This window comes from Rahnella sp. ATs2 (assembly GCF_051851855.1).
GTDB lineage: Bacteria > Pseudomonadota > Gammaproteobacteria > Enterobacterales > Enterobacteriaceae > Rahnella > Rahnella variigena.
The window spans coordinates 223,267-249,438 of the sequence record NZ_JBLYPL010000002.1; the positions used below are offsets into that span (position 1 = coordinate 223,267).

At 53.1% G+C, this 26,172-nt stretch carries 24 protein-coding genes and 1 tRNA gene; 9 read left to right on the plus strand and 16 right to left on the minus strand.

Translation table 11 applies throughout. From position 1 onward, the window contains the following. Positions 1–84: 84 nt before the first annotated feature. Positions 85–987, plus strand: coding sequence for a LysR family transcriptional regulator (locus ACJY2G_RS02720; protein ID WP_430320388.1), 903 nt, complete (start codon positions 85–87; stop codon positions 985–987). 49 nt (positions 988–1,036) lie between these two features. Then, positions 1,037–1,333, plus strand: a complete 297-nt coding sequence (locus tag ACJY2G_RS02725) for a SelT/SelW/SelH family protein (protein WP_430320295.1) — start codon at positions 1,037–1,039, stop codon at positions 1,331–1,333. A gap of 45 nt (positions 1,334–1,378) precedes the next feature. Here ACJY2G_RS02725 and ACJY2G_RS02730 read toward each other — a convergent pair whose 3' ends face one another. Genes ACJY2G_RS02730 through ACJY2G_RS02740 form a run of 3 tightly spaced genes read right to left on the minus strand, consistent with a single transcriptional unit; the run spans position 1,379 to position 8,327 of the window. Further along, positions 1,379–4,627, minus strand: a complete 3,249-nt coding sequence (locus ACJY2G_RS02730) for a type I restriction endonuclease subunit R (RefSeq protein ID WP_430320294.1) — start codon at positions 4,625–4,627, stop codon at positions 1,379–1,381. After that, positions 4,624–5,982, minus strand: a complete 1,359-nt coding sequence (locus ACJY2G_RS02735) for a restriction endonuclease subunit S (protein WP_430320293.1) — start codon at positions 5,980–5,982, stop codon at positions 4,624–4,626. Before ACJY2G_RS02735 ends, ACJY2G_RS02730 begins: the two co-directional genes overlap by 4 nt. Continuing rightward, positions 5,979–8,327, minus strand: a complete 2,349-nt coding sequence (locus ACJY2G_RS02740; RefSeq protein WP_439291168.1) for a type I restriction-modification system subunit M — start codon at positions 8,325–8,327, stop codon at positions 5,979–5,981. Before ACJY2G_RS02740 ends, ACJY2G_RS02735 begins: the two co-directional genes overlap by 4 nt. Before the next feature lie 234 nt (positions 8,328–8,561). On the opposite strand from ACJY2G_RS02740, the gene ACJY2G_RS02745 reads away from it, so the two are divergent. Continuing rightward, the gene (locus ACJY2G_RS02745) at positions 8,562–10,349 is read left to right on the plus strand and encodes a methyl-accepting chemotaxis protein (protein WP_113877986.1); all 1,788 of its coding nucleotides are present in this window, start codon (positions 8,562–8,564) and stop codon (positions 10,347–10,349) included. 86 nt (positions 10,350–10,435) lie between these two features. Here ACJY2G_RS02745 and ACJY2G_RS02750 read toward each other — a convergent pair whose 3' ends face one another. The 4 genes from ACJY2G_RS02750 to ACJY2G_RS02765 form a co-directional block, all read right to left on the minus strand. Further along, on the minus strand, positions 10,436–11,593 hold the full coding sequence (locus ACJY2G_RS02750; RefSeq protein WP_439291170.1) for a M20 aminoacylase family protein: 1,158 nt from the start codon (positions 11,591–11,593) through the stop codon (positions 10,436–10,438). A gap of 136 nt (positions 11,594–11,729) precedes the next feature. Beyond that, the gene (locus tag ACJY2G_RS02755; protein WP_120163181.1) at positions 11,730–11,963 is read right to left on the minus strand and encodes a putative hemolysin; all 234 of its coding nucleotides are present in this window, start codon (positions 11,961–11,963) and stop codon (positions 11,730–11,732) included. Positions 11,964–12,189: 226 nt separating this feature from the next. Beyond that, positions 12,190–12,909 (minus strand): DUF554 domain-containing protein, encoded by a 720-nt coding sequence (locus ACJY2G_RS02760; RefSeq protein ID WP_113877984.1) that lies wholly within the window; start codon positions 12,907–12,909, stop codon positions 12,190–12,192. A gap of 47 nt (positions 12,910–12,956) precedes the next feature. Further along, positions 12,957–14,444 carry a UbiD family decarboxylase gene (locus ACJY2G_RS02765; protein WP_430320290.1) on the minus strand — a complete coding sequence of 496 codons (1,488 nt, stop codon included), beginning with the start codon at positions 14,442–14,444 and terminating at the stop codon, positions 12,957–12,959. Between the two features lie 155 nt (positions 14,445–14,599). Between ACJY2G_RS02765 and ACJY2G_RS02770 the strand changes: the two genes are divergently transcribed. The 4 genes from ACJY2G_RS02770 (at position 14,600) to paoC (ending at position 19,352) form a co-directional block, all read left to right on the plus strand. Then, positions 14,600–15,511: a LysR substrate-binding domain-containing protein gene (locus tag ACJY2G_RS02770; RefSeq protein ID WP_113877982.1), complete on the plus strand. Its 912-nt coding sequence runs from the start codon at positions 14,600–14,602 to the stop codon at positions 15,509–15,511. 152 nt (positions 15,512–15,663) lie between these two features. After that, positions 15,664–16,203: an aldehyde dehydrogenase iron-sulfur subunit PaoA gene (gene paoA / locus ACJY2G_RS02775; protein WP_112290901.1), complete on the plus strand. Its 540-nt coding sequence runs from the start codon at positions 15,664–15,666 to the stop codon at positions 16,201–16,203. Next, positions 16,200–17,150, plus strand: coding sequence for an FAD binding domain-containing protein (locus ACJY2G_RS02780; RefSeq protein ID WP_430320289.1), 951 nt, complete (start codon positions 16,200–16,202; stop codon positions 17,148–17,150). Before paoA ends, ACJY2G_RS02780 begins: the two co-directional genes overlap by 4 nt. Positions 17,151–17,153: 3 nt before the next feature. After that, positions 17,154–19,352 (plus strand): aldehyde oxidoreductase molybdenum-binding subunit PaoC, encoded by a 2,199-nt coding sequence (gene paoC, locus ACJY2G_RS02785; RefSeq protein WP_439291174.1) that lies wholly within the window; start codon positions 17,154–17,156, stop codon positions 19,350–19,352. A gap of 128 nt (positions 19,353–19,480) precedes the next feature. Here paoC and ACJY2G_RS02790 read toward each other — a convergent pair whose 3' ends face one another. Genes ACJY2G_RS02790 through ACJY2G_RS02805 form a run of 4 tightly spaced genes read right to left on the minus strand, consistent with a single transcriptional unit; the run spans position 19,481 to position 21,638 of the window. Next, positions 19,481–19,657 carry a CPCC family cysteine-rich protein gene (locus ACJY2G_RS02790; RefSeq protein WP_430320287.1) on the minus strand — a complete coding sequence of 59 codons (177 nt, stop codon included), beginning with the start codon at positions 19,655–19,657 and terminating at the stop codon, positions 19,481–19,483. Further along, the gene (locus ACJY2G_RS02795; protein WP_430320286.1) at positions 19,654–19,914 is read right to left on the minus strand and encodes a DUF7683 domain-containing protein; all 261 of its coding nucleotides are present in this window, start codon (positions 19,912–19,914) and stop codon (positions 19,654–19,656) included. Before ACJY2G_RS02795 ends, ACJY2G_RS02790 begins: the two co-directional genes overlap by 4 nt. Beyond that, positions 19,914–21,443, minus strand: coding sequence for a colicin E3/pyocin S6 family cytotoxin (locus ACJY2G_RS02800; RefSeq protein ID WP_430320285.1), 1,530 nt, complete (start codon positions 21,441–21,443; stop codon positions 19,914–19,916). Before ACJY2G_RS02800 ends, ACJY2G_RS02795 begins: the two co-directional genes overlap by 1 nt. Positions 21,444–21,446: 3 nt before the next feature. Beyond that, positions 21,447–21,638 carry a hypothetical protein gene (locus ACJY2G_RS02805; protein WP_430320284.1) on the minus strand — a complete coding sequence of 64 codons (192 nt, stop codon included), beginning with the start codon at positions 21,636–21,638 and terminating at the stop codon, positions 21,447–21,449. Positions 21,639–21,953: 315 nt separating this feature from the next. Here ACJY2G_RS02805 and ACJY2G_RS02810 point away from each other — a divergent pair, with 315 nt between their 5' ends. Continuing rightward, complete coding sequence (locus ACJY2G_RS02810; RefSeq protein WP_430320283.1) at positions 21,954–22,286, plus strand: hypothetical protein; 333 nt, start codon at positions 21,954–21,956, stop codon at positions 22,284–22,286. Positions 22,287–22,362: 76 nt separating this feature from the next. On the opposite strand, the gene ACJY2G_RS02815 is transcribed toward ACJY2G_RS02810, so the two are convergent. Continuing rightward, positions 22,363–22,614 carry a helix-turn-helix domain-containing protein gene (locus tag ACJY2G_RS02815; RefSeq protein WP_159282602.1) on the minus strand — a complete coding sequence of 84 codons (252 nt, stop codon included), beginning with the start codon at positions 22,612–22,614 and terminating at the stop codon, positions 22,363–22,365. Between the two features lie 112 nt (positions 22,615–22,726). On the opposite strand from ACJY2G_RS02815, the gene ACJY2G_RS02820 reads away from it, so the two are divergent. Continuing rightward, complete coding sequence (locus ACJY2G_RS02820) at positions 22,727–22,978, plus strand: helix-turn-helix domain-containing protein (protein ID WP_430320281.1); 252 nt, start codon at positions 22,727–22,729, stop codon at positions 22,976–22,978. 40 nt (positions 22,979–23,018) lie between these two features. Here the strand turns inward: ACJY2G_RS02820 and ACJY2G_RS02825 are convergent. From ACJY2G_RS02825 to crl, 4 genes are all read right to left on the minus strand, one after another. Continuing rightward, positions 23,019–23,094: transfer RNA gene (locus ACJY2G_RS02825), tRNA-Thr, on the minus strand. Between the two features lie 157 nt (positions 23,095–23,251). Beyond that, entirely contained in the window at positions 23,252–24,505 is a 1,254-nt protein-coding gene (locus tag ACJY2G_RS02830) for a glutamate-5-semialdehyde dehydrogenase (protein WP_430320280.1), read from the minus strand. A 10-nt stretch (positions 24,506–24,515) separates the two neighbouring features. Beyond that, positions 24,516–25,619, minus strand: coding sequence for a glutamate 5-kinase (gene proB / locus ACJY2G_RS02835; protein ID WP_112290913.1), 1,104 nt, complete (start codon positions 25,617–25,619; stop codon positions 24,516–24,518). 123 nt (positions 25,620–25,742) lie between these two features. Then, entirely contained in the window at positions 25,743–26,144 is a 402-nt protein-coding gene (gene crl, locus ACJY2G_RS02840; protein ID WP_112290914.1) for a sigma factor-binding protein Crl, read from the minus strand. Positions 26,145–26,172 lie beyond the last annotated feature (28 nt).

Below are 26,172 nucleotides of genomic sequence, written 5' to 3' on the forward strand. Positions count from 1 at the left end.
GTGCTGCCAAAGAGCTATAAGCAGAAGTGTAGAAATATTATAGTGCGTATCAAATTTCGTTATAACTCAATCGGTGCCCTGCCCATGCGCAATCTGAAAAGTCTCGACCTCAACCTGCTAAAGACTTTCGATGCATTGCTCGACGAACGCAACGTGACCCGCGCCGCAGAGCGTCTTTCCCTGACGCAACCCGCCGTGAGCAGCATGCTGACGCGCCTGCGGGAAAGTTTTGACGACCCGTTATTTGTGCGGGCGCGCTACGGCATCGTACCGACCGAACGCGCGCTGGCGCTGGCTAAACCGGTGAAGCGGGTGATGGCGGAAATCGAGGCACTGTTGCAGCCGGAAGTCTTTGTGCCTGCTGACTGCGAGATGACGTTTACCCTCGCCGCTACCGATTACGCGCTGAGCGTGATTATCGTGCCGTTCTTTTCCCTGTTACAGAAGCTGGCGCCCGGCATTCATCTGTCAGTCCAGCGGGTTGAGGATTCGACCATTCAGGGGCGGCTGGAGCGCGGTGAAATCGACCTCGCGCTGCTGACGCCGGAGACTACCCCGCCCGATCTGCATATCCGCCATTTATACGATGAGCGCTATGTTTGTACGCTGCGCAAGGGCCATCCGGCGCTGGAACAGGGGACGATTTCACTCGATACCTTTTGTCAGTACGATCATGCGCTGGTGTCGCTAAGCGGAGAGAATTTTACCGGCGTGACGGATACCGCGCTTCAGGCGCTGGGTAAAAAGCGCAATGTGGTGCTGTCGGTAAACAGTTTTCTGGTGCTGCCGCCGGTCTTACAGACCACGGATTTGATCGCCGTGGTACCGGAACGGCTGGTGCGCGACGTCACAGGGCTGGAAGTCATGCCGCCCCCGCTGGACATTCCCGGCTTTACTAAAGTCGCCGCGTGGCACGAACGCTCGCATCTTTCTGCTGCGCATCAGTGGCTTAGACAACAACTGGCGCAGGTCTGTAGCGGATACTAATATCTGCTTTCTAAAACGTCGATAAAATCTTCCAAAAAGGGTCAGCACCATGGAAAAACTGCCTGCCATTACCATCACTTATTGTTCCCAGTGCAACTGGATGCTTCGCGCCGCATGGATGGCGCAGGAACTGCTGAATTCGTTCAGTACCGATCTGGCCTCCGTGACGCTGGTCCCCGGTACCGGTGGTATTTACGAAATCAAAGTCGATGACGAGATTATCTGGGAACGCAAACGCGACGGCGGTTTTCCGGATGCTGCGCCGCTCAAACAACGCGTGCGCGATATCTGTTTCCCTGACAGATCGCTGGGGCATGTGGATAAGAAGAAGATTGTTGAAGAGTAAGTCGTTGCATTGACGCTGCGGCTTTAGCCGCAGCCCATTCACGTGTTAACCGGCCTTAAGCATATCTAAAATGACTCTTGCATAGCCTTTAGCGATGGCGGGACTGGAGAGATATTGCAGCATGATTTCCTGCTGGGCGGCGTTACAGTCCATGATGGCTTCATCAACCGCTTTTGGAAAGTCTCCCAGCATCACCTGCTCAGACGTATTATTGGCAAGTTGCGTCATAACCGTCTGATTTTCAGAAATCTTGCCGCAAACAGTGTGTAAGCCGCTGATCAAATCTTTATCCGTCAGATTATCGGTAATAAACAGTTCGTTTAAACGCTCCAGCACATGCGACAGAAAATCCTCTTTCTTGTCTTTGGGTTTCGCCGAGCCGACGTCATTGCCGGGTTGCAACCGGTCGTCACGACTGCTGTCGGTAAGCCGCAGACTTTGCTCGCGTATTTTCGATAAACGGTAATGGCTCATCACCACGTTATGCAAATCCACGTCGTCTTCCTGCACGTTTTGCTCACGCAGTAACGGGCGCAGATGCCTTGCGAACAGGCTCAGTTTCTCCAGATCTTTATTATCGTAATCGACGATCTGCGAAATGAACTCGTAGAAACGGACAAAGCTGCCGAGGTCTTTTTTGAAGATTTCCAGCCGGTCTTTTTCCTTTTTGCAGTCTTTAAAGGTGTTTTCCGCATTGGCGATTAATATTGGCTCACTTGTCTTTTTAGTAATTTCGAACATCTTTTTTGCCTGCTTATAGGCTTCAATCGCCGAGGCATAGCGTTTCTCCCAGCGCACCACGGCCGGTCTGCTGATATTGCTGAGCGCGGCGCTGGACTTGTTCTTGCTGAAAAAAGCAGTGCAAAACTGTTCTACTTCATTCCACTGAAAAATCCCGCTGGTACGCAGCTTTTCAAACAGCTCGAAAACGAGCGCCGGATCGGATACGTCCATCAGTTCAGCGGTCTGATAATACGGCTGAAAGGCAGCGAGGATTTCGTCAGGCTGGTTATAGAAATCGAGAATAAAGGTGCCGGATTCGGCTTTGAGGGGATAAATGCGGTTCAGGCGTGAAAGGGTCTGCACGCATTCGACGCCGCCGAGCGGTTTATCGACATACATGGCGCACAGTTTCGGCTGATCAAATCCGGTCTGGAATTTGTTTGCTACCAGCATCACCTGATAATCATCGCTGTCGAAAGCCTTGCGCATATCACGTCCTTTCAGGCCGGGATTCATGCTGGATTCCGTGAATTTCTGTCCCAGTTGCCCGTCACTGTTCGGGTCGTTTTCGGTGAACTCCACTTCACCGGAAAACGCCACCATGGCGCTGATTTTCTGGTAATTATTTTCAATAATGTATTTGTCGAATGCCAGTTTGTAGCGCACCGCTTCCTTACGCGAGCTGGTGACGACCATGGCTTTCGCCTGCCCGCCGAGTAAGTTCATGACGTGATTTTTATAGTGTTCGACAATCACTTTCACTTTCTGCGCAATATTGTGATCATGCAGCCGCACCCACTGACTCAGCCGCCTGCCGGCCTTTTTGCTATCGACTTCTTTATCTGCATCTTGCTGTTTCTGCGCCAGTTTATAAGCCACATGATAGGTGACGTAATTTTTCAGCACGTCGAGAATAAAGCCCTCTTCGATGGCCTGCCGCATGGAATAAACATGAAACGCCTGCGGCCGGTTGGTTTTAGATGCCGGTTCGTTCGGGTTGGGAAGACGGCCAAACAGTTCCAGCGTTTTGGCTTTCGGCGTAGCGGTAAAAGCGTAATAGTTGAGATTATTGCTGCCGCGCCGGGCAGCCATCGTGGCGTCCATGATGTCTTCGGAAGACAGCTCAACGTCGTCGCCGGTATTTTCCAGCATCAGCACTTCTTTCAGCTGACGCGCCGTTGAACCGCTTTGTGAAGAGTGCGCCTCGTCGGCAATGATCGCGTACTGGCGCTGTTTCAGGCTCACGCTGTTTTCAATCGCTTTCAGCACAAACGGGAACGTCTGGATGGTGACGATAATAATCGGCTGCGAGTTTTCCAGCGCGGCGGCGAGCTTCTCGGCTTTTGAGCCATCGCCGGTCTTATTATTGATGCGCCCGACCACACCGTCGGCATGTTCAAACTGATAGATAGTGTCCTGAAGCTGATCGTCCAGCACCGTGCGATCAGTGACCACAATCACCGAATGAAACTGCTTTTGTCCGCCGGCGTTATACAGCGTCGAAAGCTGATGCGCTGTCCAGGCAATCGAGTTGGATTTGCCGGAACCCGCGCTGTGCTGGATCAGGTATTTATGTCCGCAGCCCTCTTCCGTTGCGGCACGCACCAGTTTATTCACCACATCCCACTGATGATATCGCGGGAATATCAGCGCTTCTTTTTTGTATTTCAGTCCCTGCCAGTCTTCTTTCTCATCGATTTGCAAATGCACGTAACTGCCTAAAATGGTCAGCAGGTTATCGGGCAGCAACACTTCATTCCACAAATAATCCGTCGCGTAACGGGTCTGGTCGGCGGGCGTCGGATTGCCCTTTCCGCCTTCCGGCGTGCCTTTGTTGAACGGCAGAAAAAAGGTCTGATCGCCCGCCAGCCGGGTGGTCATGAATACGTCGTACTGGCTGACGGCGAAATGCACCAGCGCCCCGCGCTTGAATGTCAGCAACGGCTCCGGCTTTTTGGTCGCGGGATCTTTCGGCAGGCGGGTGTCTTTGTACTGAGCAATGGCGCTTTGCACCGTCTGCTTAAACTCGGATTTCAGCTCCAGGGTGGCGACCGGCAGACCATTGACGAACAACACCAGATCGATGCGCCAGCTTTTAGCTTTCACCCCGCTTGCCGCAAAATGCTCCGGGCTGGCATACGGGCTGTACACCAGCTCCGGCACCACGCGGCAGATATTTTGCCGGTAGCGCGTCAGCGTATCGGGATTCAGGTCGTGCTCGGGTTTGAACTGGCACAAGGTAAAACTGGCATTGCGGATCTTCAGGTCGTGACGCAATACGCCGAGCGTGCCGTAAGTACGCGAAAGTTTGTCCGTGGCGTTAGTGTCGGCTTTGCTTAACTGCGCTACCAGCGCATCGAGGAAATGACGTTCGGTATCCTGCGGATACACCCGCGCCAGCTTCTCCCACTCTTTCGGCTGCGTGGTGTGCACAAAGGTCAGAACGTCCTGCAGATACAGCGCCCGCTCGCGATCGTAGCCGTCCGGTTTACCGGTGATCCAGCCGTTAGCGCACAACTGCGCGATTATCTCATCCTGAAAAATCCGTTCTTTGGTCGGATCCGACATCATGCCATCACCTCGTCGGATTCGGTTTGCGTGACAGGAACCTGCCTGTCACGCACGTCGATTTTGCCGGTGACGGCGGCGGAAATCAGAGCGGTGCGGCGTTCCTGCATTAAAGATATTTGATGAGTAGCTAGAGTGATTAGCTTCTCAATTTTCGAACATTTCTGCCGAATATGATCAGAAATTATTATTGCTTCTTTAATTGGCGGGCAAGATATATAAATATTACCTATCACTCCCATACCAATATTTTGCTGAGTACCAAAACTCCAATTTAATTCGATGGCTGTAAGGAATTGCTGAGATCTTAAAAAGTACAATACAAAATAGGGAAACGCTATTTCACTACATCTAATGGCTGCTAAGGGAGACCAAATATTAAAATCATTTATAGTTTCTACAATTGCTGACACTCCAGTAGTTGCGCCTGATTTAACTATATAGATATCATAAAGGTGAGGCTTGTATTTTTCACTAAACCTAATATGATCTTTTATTGATATGCATGCTCTCTGTTTGCTAAAGTCGATAACACCTGACGATATTGCTTCAGCAGAAATAAAAGAAACTCCCTCTTCAATAAAATTTGGCGTTTCATGCGGACCATCAGTGATTGGAGTTGAGACAATTTTTTTTATCGCCAAAACTTTCCAATGCTCCGGCACTTCCCCCAACCAATCAACTCCCGAATCTTTCATCGGCACATCAGGATCCAGCCCTTTTGTCACAGCATGGCTGATCACCGCCTGACGTTTTTCTTTGAGCAGTTCAATCAGTTGCTGCTGCTTATCGATCAGGGTATCGATTTTAGCGGTTTCGTGATCGAGGAAGGCGGCGATTTGAGTTTGTTCTGATAGCCGGGTTAAAGGCAAACAAATTGCGCCGAATTGTTCATAGGAAATTGACTTCCCATCTCTGAGACTATCTGTTGTCGATTGTAACGCTGATATGAAAGGTGCACATTTCAGAAGATACTTATAATAGTTATGGCTTATCTTTTTAACATTATTCAAGACAGTATAAGCTGGAGAGACACATCCGGAGTATTTGCTATATTCAATACCGCCTTCAAAACTGCGAAGACTGATGACAAAATCATTTTGATCAACATGGCGAAATGAATCAGTCCCTTTTAAAGCCAGCATTACCTTTGAATCATTTAATAACATCATTAATGATTGAGGTAAGACACCATATTTTTGGCTTACAGCCAATTGAACATCATCTTTTAAAGCGGTCTTACGAATACTGGAAAAGATTCTTTTTCCCATTAAAACAGACCATTCTCTTGGTATTTCCCCCAGCCACTCAACCCCGGAATCCTTATATTCCCCATACGCCTTATACCGCCCGCTCATGAATGCACCTCCTGCAACAGCGCCATGATTTCGGCACTGATGGCATCGAGGTCGGCGTCGATCTCTTTCAGATCGCGTGGCGGCTGATAGACATAGAAGTGGCGGTTGAACGGGATCTCGTAACCGACGACGCCGATCTCGTTGTCCTTCGTGTCGCGTTTGTCGGCGTTGATCCAGGCGTCACTGACGTGCGGTTTAACCTCACGGTCGAAATAGCTTTCGATAAGCTGGCTGGTGACGACAGAAGGGTCGAGCGGGACGTTTTCGTTATCGCGTAAATCACCGTCCGGTTCGAACTCGACCACTTTGCCTTTGTAGCGGAACGCGCCATACAACGGCTGTTCGCTCTCTTTCAGGACTTTCTTCACCACCGGTTCGGCTGCCGGATTTTTGGTGGTGATTGCGTCGATAAACTGCTTTCTCTCTCTGGTATCGAGCTTCACGCAAGCAACACTGAGCGCGGTTTTCAGTGAGTGATCAAACTGATTGAAATCGTTGCTGACGCTGTGTTTACCGCCGTCAGTGGTGCCAAAGGCCATCTGGATCTGACGGGCTTTCTCTATCAGCGTGCGTTGCGCCAGCCACATTCTGGGATCGAGCAGGTCTTTAATCTGTTTCTCTTTTAGCTCGGGGAAATCGGCTTTAATGATGGCGCGGGCTTCGGTTTCTACCTGCGAAAAATCGCCATAAATCTGCGCATTCCACGGCGCGGCGAAATCCTGATACAACCGCTCCATCGGCGCGTTAAACGGCTTCGGCGCGAAACGTAAAGTGGCAATGGCCTGATCGGTGATTTGTGCAGAAAGGCGCAGCGGACGTTCAATGGTCAGGCGACGATAACCGAAATCGGTGCTGTTAAAGATTTTGCTGGCGAAGGTTTTCGGCGCGTCTTTTTTACTGCTGGCGGACTGGCGGCCACGGCTGGATTTTTGTTCCGGCGCTTTCTCTAATCCCAGCTCATACAGCGGGGTCGGATTGATCACCGCAAAATCACCAAAGGTGCGGGTGATGAGTCTGATGTCATCTTCACCCATCAGATTACGCTTCGATCCTAACGATTTGCGCATTTTACCGCACAGGTTTGAGCCGTCGATCAGCTGAACCTTGCCCTTACGCGCGCTGTCTTTGTTATTCGACAGGATCCACACATAGGTCGAAATGCCGGTGTTGTAGAACATGTCGGTCGGCAGCGCGACGATGCCTTCGAGCAGGTCGGCTTCCAGAATATAACGGCGGATTTCGCTTTCACCGCTGCCCGCCCCGCCGGTAAACAATGGCGAACCGTTAAGAATAATGCCGATGCGGCCGCCGCCCTCTTTGCCGCCGTCGCGCATTTTGCTGATCAGATGCAGCAAAAACAGCAGCGAACCGTCGGAAACACGGGGCAATCCGGCACCGAAACGACCATCAAAACCTTTCAGGGTATGTTCGTCGCTGATCTCGGTTTCGATTTTCTTCCAGTCCACACCGAACGGCGGATTGGAGAGCATGTAGTCAAATTTGTCGGCGGGAAGCTGATCGTTGGAAAGCGTGTTGCCAAGTTTGATCAGGCTGACGTCCTGCCCTTTGATCAGCATGTCGCCTTTGCAAATGGCGTAGGATTCCGGGTTCAGTTCCTGTCCGAATGCCCGCATCACGGCGTTCGGATTCAGCTCGTGCAGGTATTCCATCCCCGCGGATAAAAAGCCGCCCGTACCCGCCGTCGGATCGTAAATGGTGCGGATGATCCCGTCGCGGGTCAGCGCCTCATCGTCTTTCATAAACACCAGCGCGGTGGTCAGACGCACAATGTCGCGCGGCGTAAAGTGCTCACCCGCCGTTTCATTGGATCCTTCGGCAAAGCGGCGGATCAGTTCTTCAAACACCAGCCCCATATCGTGGTTGGATACCGCCGCCGGGCTGAGATCGGTCGCTGCGACTTTTTGCACCACTTTAAACAACAAATTGGCTTCGTCGAGCTGACTGATAAATTCGCTGAATTTGAAGTGTTCAAAAATCTCGCGGGCATCGGTGGAGAAGCTCTGAATGTAGTTCTCCAGATTATCCCGGGTGTCTTTTTGTCCAAGCTTGCTGAGGTTCATCGGCGAGGTGTTGAAAAACGCCAGTGCGCCGGTGGCGCGCAAAATCAGCTTTTCCTGCGCTTCTTCCGGCAACGCCATCGCATGTACTTTCTGCGCCTGTATCACGACCGCGTCTTTGCTGTTTTCCAGCACGCATTCCAGACGGCGGAGCAAGGCAAAGGGAAGAATGATGCGTCCGTACTGCGACTGTTTGAAATCACCACGTAGTAAATCAGCCACTGACCAGATAAAGGCAGCGGTTTGGGAAAAGTCCATTTTGGTCATAGTTCATCCATGGTGGGCAGGTTGATGAGAGATAAGCGCATTGTTCAACTTATTAAACTCAATAAACCTTATAAATACCATGGATATTTAACTTTTATTCTTATACAACAACATCTTACGAGTACCACTTAAACAAGCAGGTATTTAACGCTAAGAACTTTTTTGTGATCGACTTCAAGTTTTTCCCTTTCCTGCCGATACCAAAAACTTAAGATTCCTTCCAGGGAAACGCTCATGCTAAAGACTATCCGTTCGCGCATTATCACCGCCTGTATCGCCATCGTAGCGTGCTCGCTGGTTATCAATACGTTCCTCAGTTACACCGTTGCTAACAAATACAACCGTCAGGCGACTGACAGTACGCTGAACGCGCTGACCTCCAGCCACACGCAAGGGATCAGCGACTGGGTGAGTTCTAAAACACGGATGATCGATTCACTGCAACAGGTTGCGCTATCGGAAGATCCGATCCCGGTTCTCAAACAGATCGCCAGCGCAGGTGGGTTTACTAACGTCTACGTCGGATACGCGAATAAAACCGCGAAGTTCTCCGATCCGGCCGGTGTGCCCGCAGATTACGATCCGACCGGTCGCCCGTGGTATACGCAGGCAGCCGACGCCGGACATCCGGTTGCCACGCCACCGTATATTGATGCCGGAACCGGTAAGTTGGTGGTGACTTTCGCCGTGCCTGTCATGGAATCTGGCACGCTGAAAGCGATTGTGGCGGGCGATGTATCGATGGACAGCGTGGTGAATAACGTTAATACCGTTCATCCGACGCCAGGCAGTTTCGGCATGCTGGTGGATAAATCCGGCGTTATCATTGCACATCCTGACGCCAGTCTGGCGCTGAAACCCTTTACTGCACTGGCGCAGGGCGTGGATTTACCGGCGCTGTTAGCGGCGAATTCACCGCAGGATATTGAACTCAATGGTGTGGTGAAACGCGTGCGCGCCATGCCGGTGGCAGGCACGGAATGGTATACGCTGGTGGCGCAGGATCAGAAAGAGTCCACGGCGGGTATGCGATCCCTGCTGACGTCTTCGGTGATTACGCTGATGGTGATTGTGCTGCTCTCCGCTGCGGTGATCGGGCTGATTATCAGCAAATCCTTCCGCCGCCTTTCTGTGGTGCGGGATACACTCAACGCCATAAGTTCCGGCGAAGATGACCTCACGCAACGTCTGCCAACGGACGGCCACGACGAGGTGACGCAAATCGCGCAGGCGTTCAACACCTTTGTCGATAAACTCAGCAAGGTAATGTCGGAGATCCGCACCACCAGCGAATCGGTCAAAATTGCCGCCGATGAAATTGCCGCAGGGAATAACGATTTGTCCGGGCGTACCGAATCCGCGGCGGCCAGCCTGCAACAAACAGCGGCGTCGCTGGAGCAAATCACTGCCACGGTTTCTCAGTCGGCGAGTTCCGCTAAACAGGCGTCCGGCACTGCGCGATCGGCCTCTGAAGCCGCCACACGTGGTGACGAAGTGGTGACCAGAGTCATCACGACAATGGAAAGCATTGAAACGGCGTCGTCGAAAATCGGCGATATTACCGGCGTTATTGACGGCATCGCTTTCCAGACCAATATTCTGGCGCTGAATGCCGCGGTAGAAGCCGCGCGCGCAGGTGAACAAGGCCGTGGTTTTGCGGTGGTCGCCAGCGAGGTGCGCAGTCTGGCACAGCGCAGCGCACAGGCGGCGAAGGAGATCAAAGTGCTGATCGAATCTACCGTCAGCAGCGTGGCATCGGGTTCAGCGCAGGTCCGGCTGGCCAGCGACAGCATGAGTGAGATCGTCAGTAATGTGGCGAATGTCAGCAGCGCGATGCTGGAAATCACTCACGCGTCTGAGGAACAGATGCAGAGCATTCACGAAATTAACCGCGCCATCACCCAGCTCGACGGCATGGTGCAGCAGAACGCGGCGATGGTTCAGCAATCCACCGGCGCCGCGTCGGCGTTGCAGGAACAGGCAACCGGACTGGCGATCGCCGTGGGGCATTTCCGGGTGTAATCAACGCTAATCAGGACGGGTCAATATCATGAAAAAGGCCGGACATCTGTAAAATGTCCGGCCTTTTTGTATGCGCGGCGCGGGCGTTATGCTTTCAGTTCACGCTCAACCAACGTCGTCAGCACGCCGATACCCAGCGGAATAATATCGTCATTAAAGTCATAACGCGGGCTGTGCAAAGACGCTGACGGCGTAGCGCCATCGGCACCTAACCAGAAGTACGCGCCCGGACAGGCTTCGAGTAAATAGGCAAAGTCTTCGGCAGCCATCGACGGCGCATTGTTGAAATGCACTTTCTGAATGCCCGGCGTGTTCTCTGCCGCGACACGCACAATATCCGCCTGCGCCGCATGATTTTGCGTCACCGGATAGCCATATTCCCAGCGCACTTCCCCTTTCACACCAAACGGCTGCGGCACCGCTTTGACGTATTCCTCAATCAGCTGCCAGCAGGTTTCACGGGTTTTACTGCTCAGGCAACGCAGTGTTCCCGACATTTGCAGCGTTTCCGGGATCACGTTGATGGCTTCACCGGCCTGAAGCTGGGTCAGGCTGATCACCGTTTGTTCCAGCGGCGACAGACGGCGTGAAATCAGGCTTTGCAGAGATAAAATCAGTTGCGCGCCAGCCACCACCGGATCGGCACCGAGTTCAGGCATCGCCGCGTGGCAGCCCTTTCCGGTGAGGGTGATATAGAAATTGTCCTGCGACGCCATCATCGGCCCCTGACTGACCGCTACTTCGCCGACCGGCAAGCCCGGCCAGTTATGCAGCGCGTAAACCGCCTGCATCGGGAAGCGTTCAAACAGCCCTTCTTTCACCATCATTTCACCGCCACCAAAATTCTCTTCAGCAGGCTGGAAGATGAAATGCACCGTGCCGCGAAATTGGCGGTTCTCACTAAGATGTTTTGCCAGACCCAGCAAAATCGACGTATGCCCGTCGTGACCGCAGGCGTGCATCAGCCCCGGATTTTGCGACTGGTGAGCGAAGTCATTCAGTTCATGAATAGGCAAGGCATCGATATCTGCGCGCAAGCCAATGGACGGCCCTTCGCCGTTTCGCAACGTGGCGATAACGCCGGTTTCCGCAATTCCGGTGTGAACTTCAAGACCAAATGACAGCAACAGCTCACTGATTATTTTTGCGGTGCCATGTTCATTCAGCCCCAGTTCCGGGCGCATATGAAAGTCCCTGCGCCAGTGTTTTGCCTGCTCAATAATGTGTTGGGAAATGACCGCCATAAACCCTCTGTGCTGTTCTGAATCCAAAGCGATGAGTTGCTCTCACCGGCACGCTAATGGGTTCAAAGTATCACATCCCGTCGTGAACAGATAAACGTGAAATCGGGTTGTTTGCCTGTGCCTGGCACGTTAATTATTATCCGTGATCCCTGCGGTACAGTTCCCATTCATCGATACCCCGGCCATCCGCGAATACACAGTCGGCACGGACACCGTGCGGCGTTTGCACACTCACCGATCTGCCGCCTCTCTCATGGCAATAGACAGCCGCCGGATTCGCCATCCCGGTCTGATGTTTTTGCGGTTTAGGGTGCTCACTGACACAACCTGCCAGTGCTGAAACCATAATGATAAGAAAGAGTTTTTTCATAACGAGCCTTCATAAAAAGAATAAGCGACGGAGGATTCTATTCCCCGCCGCGTTCAGTTTTCTACTCCCACATTCTTAAAAGGCGTGCTGTTTTGGCTTCGTTTATCAGGCGTTCAGCTTTCAGGACAATGTCGTTTTCGCCACGGTTCGCAAACACGAAGAAGGCGGCAACCGCCGCCTCTGCCGGGAGAAGCTGAGTGGCGGGTGATAGCGGAAATGGTCTGAATCAGAAGAAATGAACCCATAAGCTTGATATTGGCATGGCAAGGATCAGCGCCGGCAGCATATTGGCGACCGGGAAGATTTTGATGCCGCAAATACGGAAACCGGTGGCGAACATCAATACACCGCCGACGGCGGAGAAATCCGCCTGCATTTCCGGCGTGGTCAGCGGCAGAATAAATACTGCGCCGTACGCCAGCAGCAACTGGATGATGAGCTGCGGCACCGCGACCACCGCCACGGCGAAACCGAGTGTGGTGGCAAAAATAGCGGCGGTGAACAAATCGAGGAACGATTTGGCGATTAGCACGCTGGTATCACCGGTCATGCCCTCATGCATGGAACCGAAAATCCCGGTACCGCTGGCGCAAAACAGCACGATAATCGCCACGTAGCTTTGCAAAAACTGTTCCTGAGACGCCTGATCACCCGGATCGGATTTCACAAAAACCTCCACCAGACTGCGCGCTTTACTGCCCAGCTTGCCGATGCCCTTCTCCAGATAACAGAGTTCGCCCAGCAGCGCACCGAGGATAACTGACAGCACCATCACCGGCATGTGGCTGACTTTAACTACCAGCACGACGCCCATACACATCGAGGCCGCACCGAAAATCAGCGGCATCGACGTCCGCAGACGTTCCGGCAGCCGGTGACTGAGTAACGCGCCGACAATCCCGCCAAGCAATACGGCGGAACCGTTGATATAAGGTCCGATAATCATGAGTTATTACTCCTGGTCATTAACTTCATAGTTCCGCCGTTGCCTTCTTATTTTTTATTAAAGCCTGGAATAAAGCGGTTCACATCCACGTCAAGGAACTCGCTGCGCTGGAAATTCGCTTTCAGGTTGTAAGGTACTGTGCAGTCGAAAATGGTTTTGCAGGCAATACCGTGGTCACGTATCGACGGGCTGAAGGCCGGATCGGAAGACGGATCAAGCGGATGGCAGCGCACACCGGGAATAAAGACCGTGCTGACGTCGCCCTGATAGCGTGTGGTCATCGCCCAGATCACGTCGTTGAGATCGAAAATATCAACGTCTTCATCCACCAGCATCACATGTTTCAGCTCAGAGAAGGCAGCAAATGCCAGCAATGCCGCCTGACGCTGACGACCTTCATCCGCCGTAAAGCGTTTTTTCACCTGCAATACCGCGAGGTATTTACCGGTACCCGGTGACGGGCAGTGAACGTTCTGCACAAAGCCCGGCAGCGCACGTTCTACCATTTGCAAAATACTGGCTTCGGTCGGGATACCGGCCATATTGGTGTGTTCATCGCTCGGGCCAATACAGGTTTGCAGGATCGGATGGCGGCGGTGGGTAATGGCTTTCACTTTAATCACCGGCACTTCGGCCTGTGCCGCACCGGTATAACCCGGAAATTCAGGCATCGCTTTACCGGTATTGGTGTTCTGATCTTCGCGAACACGGTAGTTCGGCACCAGTTCACCTTCGATGACCACTTCGGCGTTGGCAATACCGCGCGCATTGACAGTCAGAGCATCCACCAGTTCCACGGCCTGATTACGCAGGCTGCCTGCGATCGACAGCTCGTCAAAGCCCAGCGGCGTAGTTGGCGGCTCAAAACACGCACCGATTTCAATCGCCGGATCAACGCCGATGCTGATGGTGATGGGCAGCGCTTTGCCTGCGGCTTCGGCTTTTTGACGGAACACATCCAGATGGCGGCCAGGCACAAAATACATGGAGATTTCATCTTTGCTCTGCACGCACAGGCGGTGAATAGTGACGTCATGCTCGCCGGTTTCAGGATCAGCGGCGTAGCACATGCCGAGGGTAAAATACGGGCCCGCATCTTCCGGCGTATTGGTCGGTGCTGGCAAAATTTTCAGAATGTCGAAATCCGGATCGGTCGCCAGATGAACCACTTCCTGACAGACCGCTTTTTCACGCGGAATAACAATCGGCGGAATGGGATTCGATACGGAATCTTTCAGCATAAACGCCAGATTTTCCGGCGTGGTGCCAAACAGACGCGCCACACGTTTGCGCGAAGACAGCAGGCCAATCAGCACCCGCATGTCGTTATACCCTTTGACCTTATTAAAGATCATCGCCGGCCCCACCTGAGTCGGACGTTTTACGGTGCCGTGTGCGCCAACGTAGCGGTATACACCGGATAACTCCGCAATCGGGTCTACAGGTTCATCGGTGTAGATCAGTTCGTCGTCGTACTGGCTCAACACCTCCAGCGCGGAACGAAGATCAGTCACTTTTGTTTTTTCTTCAGACATCTCATGCCCCTTTAATTCATGTCATTGAGGATACAGCGGCCTGCTGTTCATCGCCGCTACCCCGCCAGTTTGCAAAGAATGGGTGATAAGAGTCCAATAACAATACGCGGCTTTTTAATAAGGGATTATTATGAGGAAAATGCACCGGAGGACATATGGATTACCGACAATTACACTCGTTTGTGGTGCTGGCGGAAGTACTGCATTTTGGTAAAGCTGCGCTGCAACTCAACATCGCCCAGCCCGCATTAAGCCAGCAAATAAAGGCACTGGAACAGTCTCTGGGGATCCCCCTTTTCACCCGTGATAAGCGCCATGTAGCGCTGACCTTCGAGGGGCAGCAACTGGTAGAAGAAGCGCGCATCGCCATCACCCACTACGAGAAATTCCTTGAGAACGCCCGCAGTTTGCGGCTTGGACATAAAGGACAACTCAAACTGGGTTATGTCGGATCGTCGATTCTGGATCCGGCACTGGCGCTGTTAATTAATGGTTATCGCAAACATAAACCCGATATTGATATCGTCATTGAAGAACATAACGTTCACGAGCAGCTAACACTTTTGCTCAATTATCAGCTGGATATCGCGCTGGTGCGTTCACCTGTGCCGCAGTTCCCTGAGCTGGAATATCTCGACGTTGCTACCCGTCCGCTGATCGCCGTACTGCCCCGCGACCATCCGGCCTGTTCAGGACAAAAAATCGACCTATCCTCGCTGTCGGACTCTCCGTTTCTTATCCAGAAAGATCCGCCGGGTGTCGGCCTCGGCTGGTCGGCACTTAACGCCTGCCAGCAGGCCGGATTTGTGCCGCAGAAAATTCAGTTTACACGCGATGTGTCGGTGGCTATCGGGCTGGTATCGATGGGCATGGGCGTGACGTTAGTCCCGGAAACCCAGCGATCAGTGATGATCCCCGATGTGAATTACTGCTTCCTGACCGATCCCGGTGCGACCACCACGCTGACGCTCAGCTGGCAGCGGCATCTGAAAAACAAAGCACTGGCGGATTTCATCCGTTATGCGCGGGAACTGACGAAGCCGGTGAAGGGAAAAAAGCAGGACTGAAAGTGGAATAAACTGAAGAAGCCGGACTTCAGGATTAATCCCAACGCCATCGCCGACTATGCTTAAGGCTTCGTGATAAAAAAATGCCGCAAAGGCACCCGCGAAGTCACCCCCCTTTTTGGATTCAAATTTTGTAATACCGGAGGTCTGGCATGAGCAACCATGACAATGAAACACATCAGTCCCATCTTAAAATGAAAGTGAACGGCCAGATCCGCCAACTGGTCGTGGATACACGCACCACCCTGCTGGACGCCTTGCGCGAAAACCTGCAACTGACCGGCACTAAAAAAGGGTGCGATCACGGTCAGTGCGGTGCCTGTACCGTTATCGTCGATGGCCGCCGTATCAACTCCTGCCTGACATTGGCAGTGATGCATCAGGACGCCGACGTCACCACTATTGAAGGTCTTGGCACGCCTGACAACCTGCATCCGATGCAGGCCGCATTTATCAGACACGACGGCTACCAGTGCGGTTACTGCACGCCGGGGCAGATCTGCTCCTCAGTCGCCGTGTTACAGGAAATCGAAAGCGGCATTCCCAGCCACGTCACGCTGGATCTGGTTTCCCCTCCACCGCGTACCGCAGAAGAAATCCGCGAACGCATGAGCGGCAATATCTGCCGCTGCGGCGCGTATTCCAACATTCTTGCCGCGATTGAAGACGTCGCCGGAGGGCAAAAACCATGAAGGCTTTTACCTATGAACGGGTCAAGACGCCCGCCGACGCTGCCAGCAGTGCCTTGCAACATCCCGGTGCAAAATTTATTGCGGGCGGCACCAACCTGCTGGATCTGATGAAACTTGAGATCGAGCAACCTTCCCATCTGATTGACGTCAACGGTCTGGCGCTCGATACCATTGAACCCGACGGCAACGGCGGCTTGCGCATTGGCGCGCTGGTACGTAATACCGATCTGGCCGCTGATTTGCGCATCCGCCGCGACTATGCCGTGCTGTCGCGGGCGCTGCTGGCGGGAGCCTCCGGCCAGTTACGCAATCAGGCGACTACCGCCGGTAACCTGCTCCAGCGTACCCGCTGCCCGTATTTTTACGATACCAACCAGCCGTGCAATAAACGCCAGCCCGGCAGTGGTTGTGCGGCCATCAGGGGCTTCAGTCGCCAGCATGCCGTCGTCGGCGCAAGCGCGGCCTGCATCGCCACACACCCGAGCGACATGGCTGTCGCGATGCAATTGCTCGATGCCGTAGTCGAAACCATCAACCCTGACGGCGCAGTACGCCGCATTCCGCTGGCCGACTTCTACCTTGCACCGGGCGATACGCCACATCTGGAAACCGTGCTGGCCACAGGTGAACTGATCACCGCCGTTATCCTGCCGCCCCCTGCGGGAGGCACGCATGTTTACCGCAAAGTCCGTGACCGCGCCTCTTACGCTTTTGCGCTGGTGTCCGTTGCTGCCATCGTACAGCCCGACGGCACCGGTCGTGTCGCACTCGGCGGCGTGGCGCATAAACCCTGGAGGCTGGCAGAAGCTGATGCACAGGTGGCGAACGGTGCGGGAGAGGTTTACGCGCGGTTGTTCGCCGCTGCGCAACCGACGCCTGAGAATGCGTTCAAGCTGATACTGGCGAAGCGAACGCTCGCCTCCGTGCTGACTGAAGCGAGGGCATAACAAATGAAATTCGACACGCCTGCAACTGACAACCCGATCGACCAGATGAAAGTGGTCGGTCGTGCGCATGACCGCATCGACGGTCCGCTAAAAACCACCGGCACCGCGCCCTACGCCTACGAATGGCAGGATGAAGTGCCGGGCGCAGCCTATGGTTATGTCCTTGGTGCCGCCATTGCCAAAGGCCGTATCATCTCGATGGATCTGCATGACGCAGAACACGCACCCGGCGTGCTGGCGATCGTCACGGCGGCCAACGCCGGTAAGCTCGGCAAAGGCGACATGAATGCCGCCACGCTGCTGGGCGGCCCGCAGATTGAGCACTACCATCAGGCGATTGCCGTGGTTGTGGCAGAGACCTTCGAGCAGGCACGCGCCGCCGCGTCACTCATCAACGTTGATTACCAGCGTGAACAAGGTGCGTACAGCCTGGCAGAGCAAAAGCCTGCCGTCACCACGCCGCTGGAAGATACGCCGGACAAAACCGCCGGTGATTTCGACAGCGCCTTCGCCGCCTCGCCGGTGCAGCATGACGCCATTTATACGACGCCGGATCAGAGCCATATGGCGATGGAACCGCACGCCTCACTGGCCGTCTGGGAAGGCGACAAGCTGATCCTGCGCACCTCGAACCAGATGATCGCCTGGTGTCGCAGTGAACTTGCCAAAACGCTGAATATTCCCGAAGAGAAGATGCGGGTGATTTCGCCTTACATCGGCGGTGGTTTCGGCGGCAAACTGTTCCTGCGCAGCGATGCTGTGCTGGCAGCACTGGCGGCGCGTGCCGCGAACAGGCCGGTGAAAGTGATGTTGCCACGACCGCTGATCCCTAATAACACCACGCACCGTCCGGCCACTATTCAGCACATCCGCATCGGCACGGATGAAAAAGGCCGCATCACTGCCATCGCGCATGAAAGCTGGTCGGGCAACCTGCCCGGTGGTACACCGGAGACAGCCGTGCAGCAGAGTGAACTGCTTTATGCGGGCAAAAACCGGCTGACCGGGTTACGGCTGGCACAGCTGGATCTGCCCGAAGGCAACGCCATGCGCGCTCCCGGCGAAGCGCCTGGTCTGATGGCACTGGAAATCGCTATCGACGAAGTGGCGGAGAAAGCCGGCGTTGATCCGGTGGAGTTTCGTATTCTGAACGATACGCAGGTCGATCCGCTCAATACCGAGCGTTTCTTTTCACGCCGTCAGTTGATCGAGTGCCTGCGTACCGGCTCAGATAAATTCGGCTGGCACCGGCGTCATACCACACCGGCACAGGTTCGCGACGGACGCTGGCTGATCGGTATGGGTGTCGCGGCGGGTTTTCGTAACAATCTGCTGGATAAATCCGGTGCGCGGGTGCATCTCGACGCGCAGGGCATCGTGACGGTGGAGACCGATATGACCGATATCGGCACCGGCAGTTACACCATCATCGCCCAGACCGCCGCCGAGATGATGGGCGTTCCGCTGGAAAAAGTGGTCGTGCGTTTGGGTGATTCCGACTTCCCGGTGTCTGCCGGTTCCGGCGGCCAGTGGGGTGCGAATACGTCTACCGCCGGGGTGTACGCCGCCTGCGTGAAACTGCGCGAAGCTGTCGCTGAAAAGCTCGGGTTTAATGCGGATGACGCCGTGTTTACCGATGAACTGATTTGTCAGGGCGAGCGCACCGCCCCGCTCGCCAAAGCCGCAGCCAGCGGAACCCTCACCGTGGAAGACACCATCGAGTTCGGTGGGCTGGACAAGACGTTCCAGCAATCGACCTTCGCTGCGCATTTCGTGGAAGTCGGCGTGGATATCGCCACCGGCGAAACCCGTGTCCGCCGCATGCTGGCGGTCTGCGCTGCAGGCCGGATACTTAACCCGAAAACGGCACGCAGCCAGGTGATCGGCGCGATGACCATGGGCGTCGGCGCGGCCCTGACGGAAGAGCTGAATATTGATAAAGAGTTGGGATACTTCGTGAATCACGATCTTGCAGCCTATGAAGTGCCGGTTCACGCCGACATCCCTGATCAGGAAGTGATTTTCCTCGACGACACAGACCCGGTTTCTTCCCCCATGAAAGCCAAAGGCGTCGGCGAACTGGGCCTGTGTGGCGTCAGCGCCGCCATCGCCAATGCCATTTATAACGCCACAGGCATCAGGGTGCGCGATTATCCGGTGACACTGGATAAACTGATTGAGGGACTGCCGGAGATTGAGTGAGTTCGTCAGAGAGAAAGATCTATGCCCGCAGGAAGGTGCTGCGGGCATGGGGGGAATTTTGGGGGTTACTAAAGGCAACAGCATTCACCACTTATTGACTATCTGTTCTTTTGAAAACCAACTGATAGTCATTTACCTTGTTTAAAAGCCTCTTTAGCTTCATTCAAACTCATTTTTTTTCGCTCCACCACGGCTGTCAGGATTTTTAGACTGAAAAGGTCATCTTCCCAATTACAGTTGGGACAGATGTCATGCTCACCTGGCTTCGAATACTTTTTCACCACAACATGGGCAAGGATAATCATCTGTCATTGTCTTCACCTGCAGACATCTGAATAATGTAATTATCAGTATCAAATATTGTTTCAAATAGTATACCGAGGGATGTAGCTTGCACCTTATTCACGTTAAACACCGCAACGCCATTAATGAAATCCATTTTATCCTCTTCATCCCAACCCATTATTTTTGAAATAGGGTCCAGATTTTTTTTGGGAATATTTACCTCTAAAATCAAGTCTTCTGTTTGCTTATCAAACAAATCTATAGTGTAAATAATCATTATTTTTCTACCTTTCTTGATGGATCTGCAGGTTTGGTTTGTTTGCCGGTTACGGGATCAAATTCACCTAAATGATTACGCCCGCTTTTATCATAAACTTCGACAGTTCCATGTTGAGAATCCCATTCGTAGATCGTCTTTTTTGAGTCTTTCCAACGATACCGGAACTTTCCTCCGCCCTTGATTAGGGTCTTACTTACTGCTTTCTTAGCATCAGGAAATGCTGGCAAGGGAGGATTTCCTCTTGGTGCCACATGGTATTTGTGGTCATTACTCAGATAAATATAAATCGGCGGCGTACCATGCGGCAGATTGACCAGGATGTAATCATCAAATGAGGATTCATCCGGGATCGGCAGCGAGGTTGAGGTGCTGCCAATTTCTTCCGCGCCGGGTAACGGTAATACGGTGATGGTCGAAGGTAAATACGGCTCATCACGATTACCGGTATTAGTGGGCGCTTTAAACTCCAGCTCGTCTGGCGTCCAGATGATGGTGGGCTTTTCCGCGCCATCCACCCAGAACTCATAATTACCCGTGAACGTGTTCCTCCGCATGGCGCGCACACGAACCTGATCCTGTCCGCTGTCAGCGCCGGTGTGATAAGCCACCGGTATTAACCGGCCATATTTATCCTTCATCCACTGAAAGCGGATCCGCGTCGGGGCAGATTTTCCGGCCAGCGCCGCAAGCTGGCTGTCGCTTAAAATATCCTCCTCACCGGCGTTCAGCTTGTTCGAATAAAAAGTTCCGATGACACCCACGGCTACCGGATTCACGAACAGGCTGCCAGAGCGGAGCGACGTCACGCCGCGCAGTGCATTCATGCCCGCCGCAATGAGCTCAGTGCCGCCCCCTGTTGCCACAGGGATAGCCAGCGGCATGCCAGACTGCGCGGGCGTATCAACCTTCGCGCCAAAAAACTTTTTGTACCACGGCGTTTTATCACCGGCTGGTTTCTTGCGCTTCGCTGCCTGCGCATGCTGCTCAATTTCGGGCTTTATGCCAGCGACCGGCGTCGGCACACCGTAAGATATCCGCCCGAAGTTATGATGTTGCTCCTCACAGGTTCGTGCTTCGGTATTTCCTGCGCCACATTCCGCGGATTTCGCAAACACCGGCATCGAACGTCTGGCCTGTTCTGCCGCTTCTTTCTCAGTCTGAACCCGTAATATCGCGGCACGCTCTGCTTCCCACTTTTCACGCGCCTGTTCGGAAGGTGATTTACCTCTCCCCATCCATTGTCCGGCTGGCGCGATAACCCGGTTCGTCCCCGGCGGGCAACCGCATAAAACCTGCGAACCATCCACGGCAGAAGCAAGCCCGTCATAGATGCAATGCGGCTCTCCGCTGGTGATTTTTCCGCGACGACCACATTTCGGGCAGTTGGTTGTGACATCCCCGATGCGGATCACGCCAAGTCCGTGCTCTGTGGCATTCGGCAGTGAGGTGATGCACACCGCGCCCGTCGTGGTTTTATCACCGTGCAGCGCCTGCCCGCGACCATAACAATTTGAACGATACCCCATCCGTTACGCTCCGCTGCCCGAAACCGCCAGCCGGTAAATCGCAATAACAGGTTGCTGACGTTCAAATGCTGCCTGTTCCTCCACCACAGCCCTCACGCTTTCATCCATTTCAGCCAGCTGTTCAGCAGTGAAAGGAGAGGCATTAATGACATCCAGTAATTCCTGATTCAGTTCATTAGTGAATTGCATTTCCATATTTATTTTTCGTCCGCTGAGGTGAATTCAGTCGGTATAATAAGCAGCTTAAATAAACACTCACAACGAACAATAAATATAAACCCATAAACATTGAGCCAAATCAAAATATATAATTCCATTAAGTTATTCTGCTTATTCATACAAACAGATAAAACCAATGTTTATATTCATCACTATTAACTAATTATTGAGTGAAATGTATATTGAATATTTATGGCACAAATAGCCTTATAAATTATTTCAAGCGAGATAAATTTGATATCAAAACGCATCTATCGCAGAAAATAACACATGATAATAAATGGATATAGAATGAAAGTTGTCGTAATTGTTCTATCACTGGCTCTCATTTCTGACCCTACTCATGCAAAAAGTTGTACTGAACGTGATGCTGAAGCTGCTGATTTAGCTATCGATAATCTGGACTCATGGGAAGCAATACAAAAGAATTACGTCGCTTACGCGCAATGTGATGATGGCAGTATTGCTGAAGGGAATTCAGAAGCGATCGCGAGAATGCTTATCGATAAATGGCAGGATATTGCAAAACTGCAGATCATTATTCTGTCCTCTGAGTCCTGCCCGGCTGAAAATAAAGCTTTATGCGGTAAACTTATTGCTGCTGCGAAAAGTGCAGAGAAATAGCATTGGTGATAATTCACAGGCGGCAGAGATATAACCTGCCGCCTGAATGCTAATTAGCTTTCCCGGAAAAATATGACTACTTTCTATTCCCGTGGAATTCAATAATCAGCGCAGCAAGTTCGTCTTCCTCGGCATAAAAATAGGCAACAGGCACATCCAGCACTTTAGCTATTCGGCTGACAGTATCCTGGTCTGGCTGATGCTTGCCTTTCTCATACTGATTCATGCGCGCACTTGATGAAGCCTCATCCAGACCAGCAAGCACGCCCAACTTGTATTGAGAAAGCCCTGCACGCAAACGTGCTTCCTTGAGTCTCTTGATCAACATGATGTCGGAGCCAACCTTTTCACTAAGTTACTCTTAGTTTTCTATTGTGTTATTTTTAAGCGCCGAGCACACTAAGGATAACTTAGTAATTACCATTATCCGGAGGTCTTACGTGGCAGTTTCAAAAGATTGGCATACCGCTGACATCATCGCGGCAATCAGAAAGAAAAGGACAACAATGGCAGCAGTCTCGAGGGACGCGGGACTAAGTTCATCCACGCTTTCCAATGCGCTTGCAAGACCGTGGCCAAAAGGTGAAATGATCATTGCAAAAACGATTGGGATTGAGGCAAAAGAGATCTGGCCGAGTCGGTATTTTGATGAGAAAACAGGGAAAAAAATAGACAGAAAGCTGAGGGCTTGAATGAATTAATCGTTTGATAATACGAGAGTTAAAGCAGAAATGGTGCCGACTACCGGAATCGAACTGGTGACCTACTGATTACAAGTCAGTTGCTCTACCTACTGAGCTAAGTCGGCATTTTGAGTGTTACCGGGGGACTACGGGGTGCTAAATTAGTGAAATATAACGCTGCCGTCAAGCCCCCTGCAGTGCGTTTGCTGCTTTTCTCATCACCCTATGCAAAATAGGGGATTAGCACCGGCTTCATGACTAAAAATCCACCGGTGCTCACTGTTACGGGCGGACTAAATCATCGCCGTAACCAATCCATTTGTAGGTCGTCAGGGCTTCTAATCCCATCGGGCCGCGGGCGTGCAGTTTTTGGGTACTGACCGCCACTTCTGCGCCTAAACCAAACTGTCCGCCGTCGGTGAAACGGGTGCTGGCGTTGACGTACACCGCCGAGGAGTCCACTTCACGTACAAACCTGTCCGCGCTGCTGATAGAACGCGTAAGGATCGCATCGGAATGTTCGGTGCCGTAAGTGCGGATATGCGCCACGGCGGCATCCAGATCGGCGACGACTGTCACGTTCAGATCCAGTGACAACCATTCATCTGAATAATCTTCTTCAGTTACTGCCAGCACTTTCGCCGGGCCGTTTTGCAGATAAGGCATTGCGGATTCGCAGGCGTGCAGCGTAACACCTGCGCGGTACATTTTGTCGCTCAGTTCCGGCAGGAATCGGGCGGCAATGGCTTCATGCACAAGCACGGTTTCCAGGCTGTTACAGGCGCTCGGACGCTGCACTTTGGCGCTTTCCAGCACGGTCAGCGCTTTGTCGAAATCTGCGCTTTCATCCACAAATGTATGACACACACCGATACCGCCGGTGATCACCGGAATGGTGGATTGTTCGCGGCACAGTTTATGCAGCGCCGCGCCACCGCGTGGGATCAGCATGTCGACGTATTTATCCAGACGCAGCAGTTCTGCGACCAGTGCGCGATCAGGGCTTTCAATCGCCTGAACCGCCGCTTTCGGCAGCCCGCACTCTTCCAGCGCCATCTGGATGACGTTAACCGTCGCCTGATTGGTGTGGTGCGTTTCTTTGCCACCTCGCAGGATCACAGCGTTGCCGGTTTTCAGGCACAGGCTGGCGACATCGATGGTGACGTTCGGGCGCGCTTCATAAATCACGCCGATCACGCCGAGCGGCACACGGCGGCGTTCGAGACGCAGACCGCTGTCCTGCTGTGAACCGTCAATCACCTGCCCGACCGGATCGCTCAGGCGGCAGACATCGCGCACGTCGCTGGCAATGGCCGATAACCGCGCGGGCGTCAGCAGCAGGCGGTCTAATAACGCTTCGCTCATGCCGCTTTCGCGGGCGGCGGACATGTCGAGTTCGTTGGCAAGAATAATGCTCTGGCTATTGGCCTCTAGCATGTCGGCCATCAGCATCAGTGCACGGTTTTTCTGCGCGGTGCTGAGGGTGGAGAGCTGCCAGGACGCGGCTTTCGCGGCCTTGCCCATCTCGTTAAGCATGGAAAACTCCTTAACTGACAATCATGTCGTCACGATGCACGGCAACCGGGCCGTATTCGTAACCGAGAATTTCGCTGATCTGCTGAGAGTGATGACCGGCAATCATGCGCATCGCATCGCTGTTATAGCGGCTGACACCGTGCGCAAGATCGCGCCCGTTCAGATTGCGGATGCGGATCACTTCGCCACGCGAGAAATCGCCTTTCACTTCGCGGATACCTTTTGGCAGCAGTGAACTGCCGCGCTCCATCATGGCGGAAACCGCGCCGTCGTCGATGGTGATTTCACCGGCTGGCGGTGCGCCGAAGATCCAGCGTTTACGGTTCTCCAGCGGGGTTTCCATCGCGTGGAAACGTGTGCCGACGGACACGCCGTTAATCACATCACCAATCACGCCCGGCAGGTTGCCTGCGGCAATAATGGTATCGACGCCCGCACGGCACGCGACATCCGCCGCCTGCAATTTGGTCGCCATGCCACCGGTACCCAGTCCGGAAACGCTGTCACCCGCCACGCCGCGCAGTTCGTCATCAATTGTCATGACTTCGCGGATAAGCTCGGCCTGCGGATTGGTGCGCGGATCGGCGGTAAACAGACCGCGCTGATCGGTCAGCAGCAGCAATTTATCGGCACCGGCAAGAATTGCGGCCAGCGCGGAAAGATTGTCGTTATCGCCGACTTTGATCTCCGCCGTCGCCACTGCATCGTTTTCGTTAATCACCGGCACGATATGGTTATCAAGCAGCGCATGCATCGTGTCGCGGGCGTTGAGGAATCGCTCGCGGTCTTCCATGTCGGCGCGCGTCAGCAGCATCTGACCAATGTGGATGCCATAAATAGAGAACAATTGCTCCCACAGCTGGATCAAACGGCTTTGCCCGACAGCAGCCAGCAGTTGTTTGGAAGCAATGGTGGCGGGGAGTTCGGGGTAGCCAAGATGTTCACGCCCGGCAGCAATGGCGCCCGACGTCACAATCACAATCCGATGCCCTGCCGCATGTTGCTGCGCGCACTGGCGGACAAGCTCAACAATGTGAGCACGGTTGAGGCGGCGTGAACCGCCAGTGAGCACGCTGGTGCCCAGTTTTACAACCAGTGTCTGGCTACCACTCATAATCGTTCCATTAGTGTGAATAAGAAGTGCTTCTGTGTCTTTTTTAACAGGGGAGAAGCGTTATGCCAACCGGCATAACGCTATAATAGCAGCATTCAGTATGGGAATGGGTAGTACAGAAAGTCAGGCGGAGAGCTTCACGGGTTCTTCGCTGAAATCATCAGCAGGTTCCAGTTTGAGGGACATCTCTTCAATCATCTTGTTGAGATTCTTGTGGAACCCTTTCAATGTCGTCTCAAGCTTCTCACGCACTTCAGCATCTTTAATGTTTTGCGCTTTCCAGATGCCGTCTTTATCGAACAAACCGAAGTGATAAACATAGGTAAAACGTTCGGCTTCAGCCTGCAACTCAATCCACCAGCCCCAGAACTCACGCTTTTCCGGCGCGGGCTTCACGTTCACACAGACAGCTAAGCAGTCAAAGAAAAAGCGGTCGTTCTCGCATTTTCCTTCTCTGATGTACGGTCCCAGTGTACCGAAACGTTTCATTAGCCTGCTTTTAGGATGACCGCTTGGTAACGTCATAGTACAACCTCCATAGAAAGACGATCCT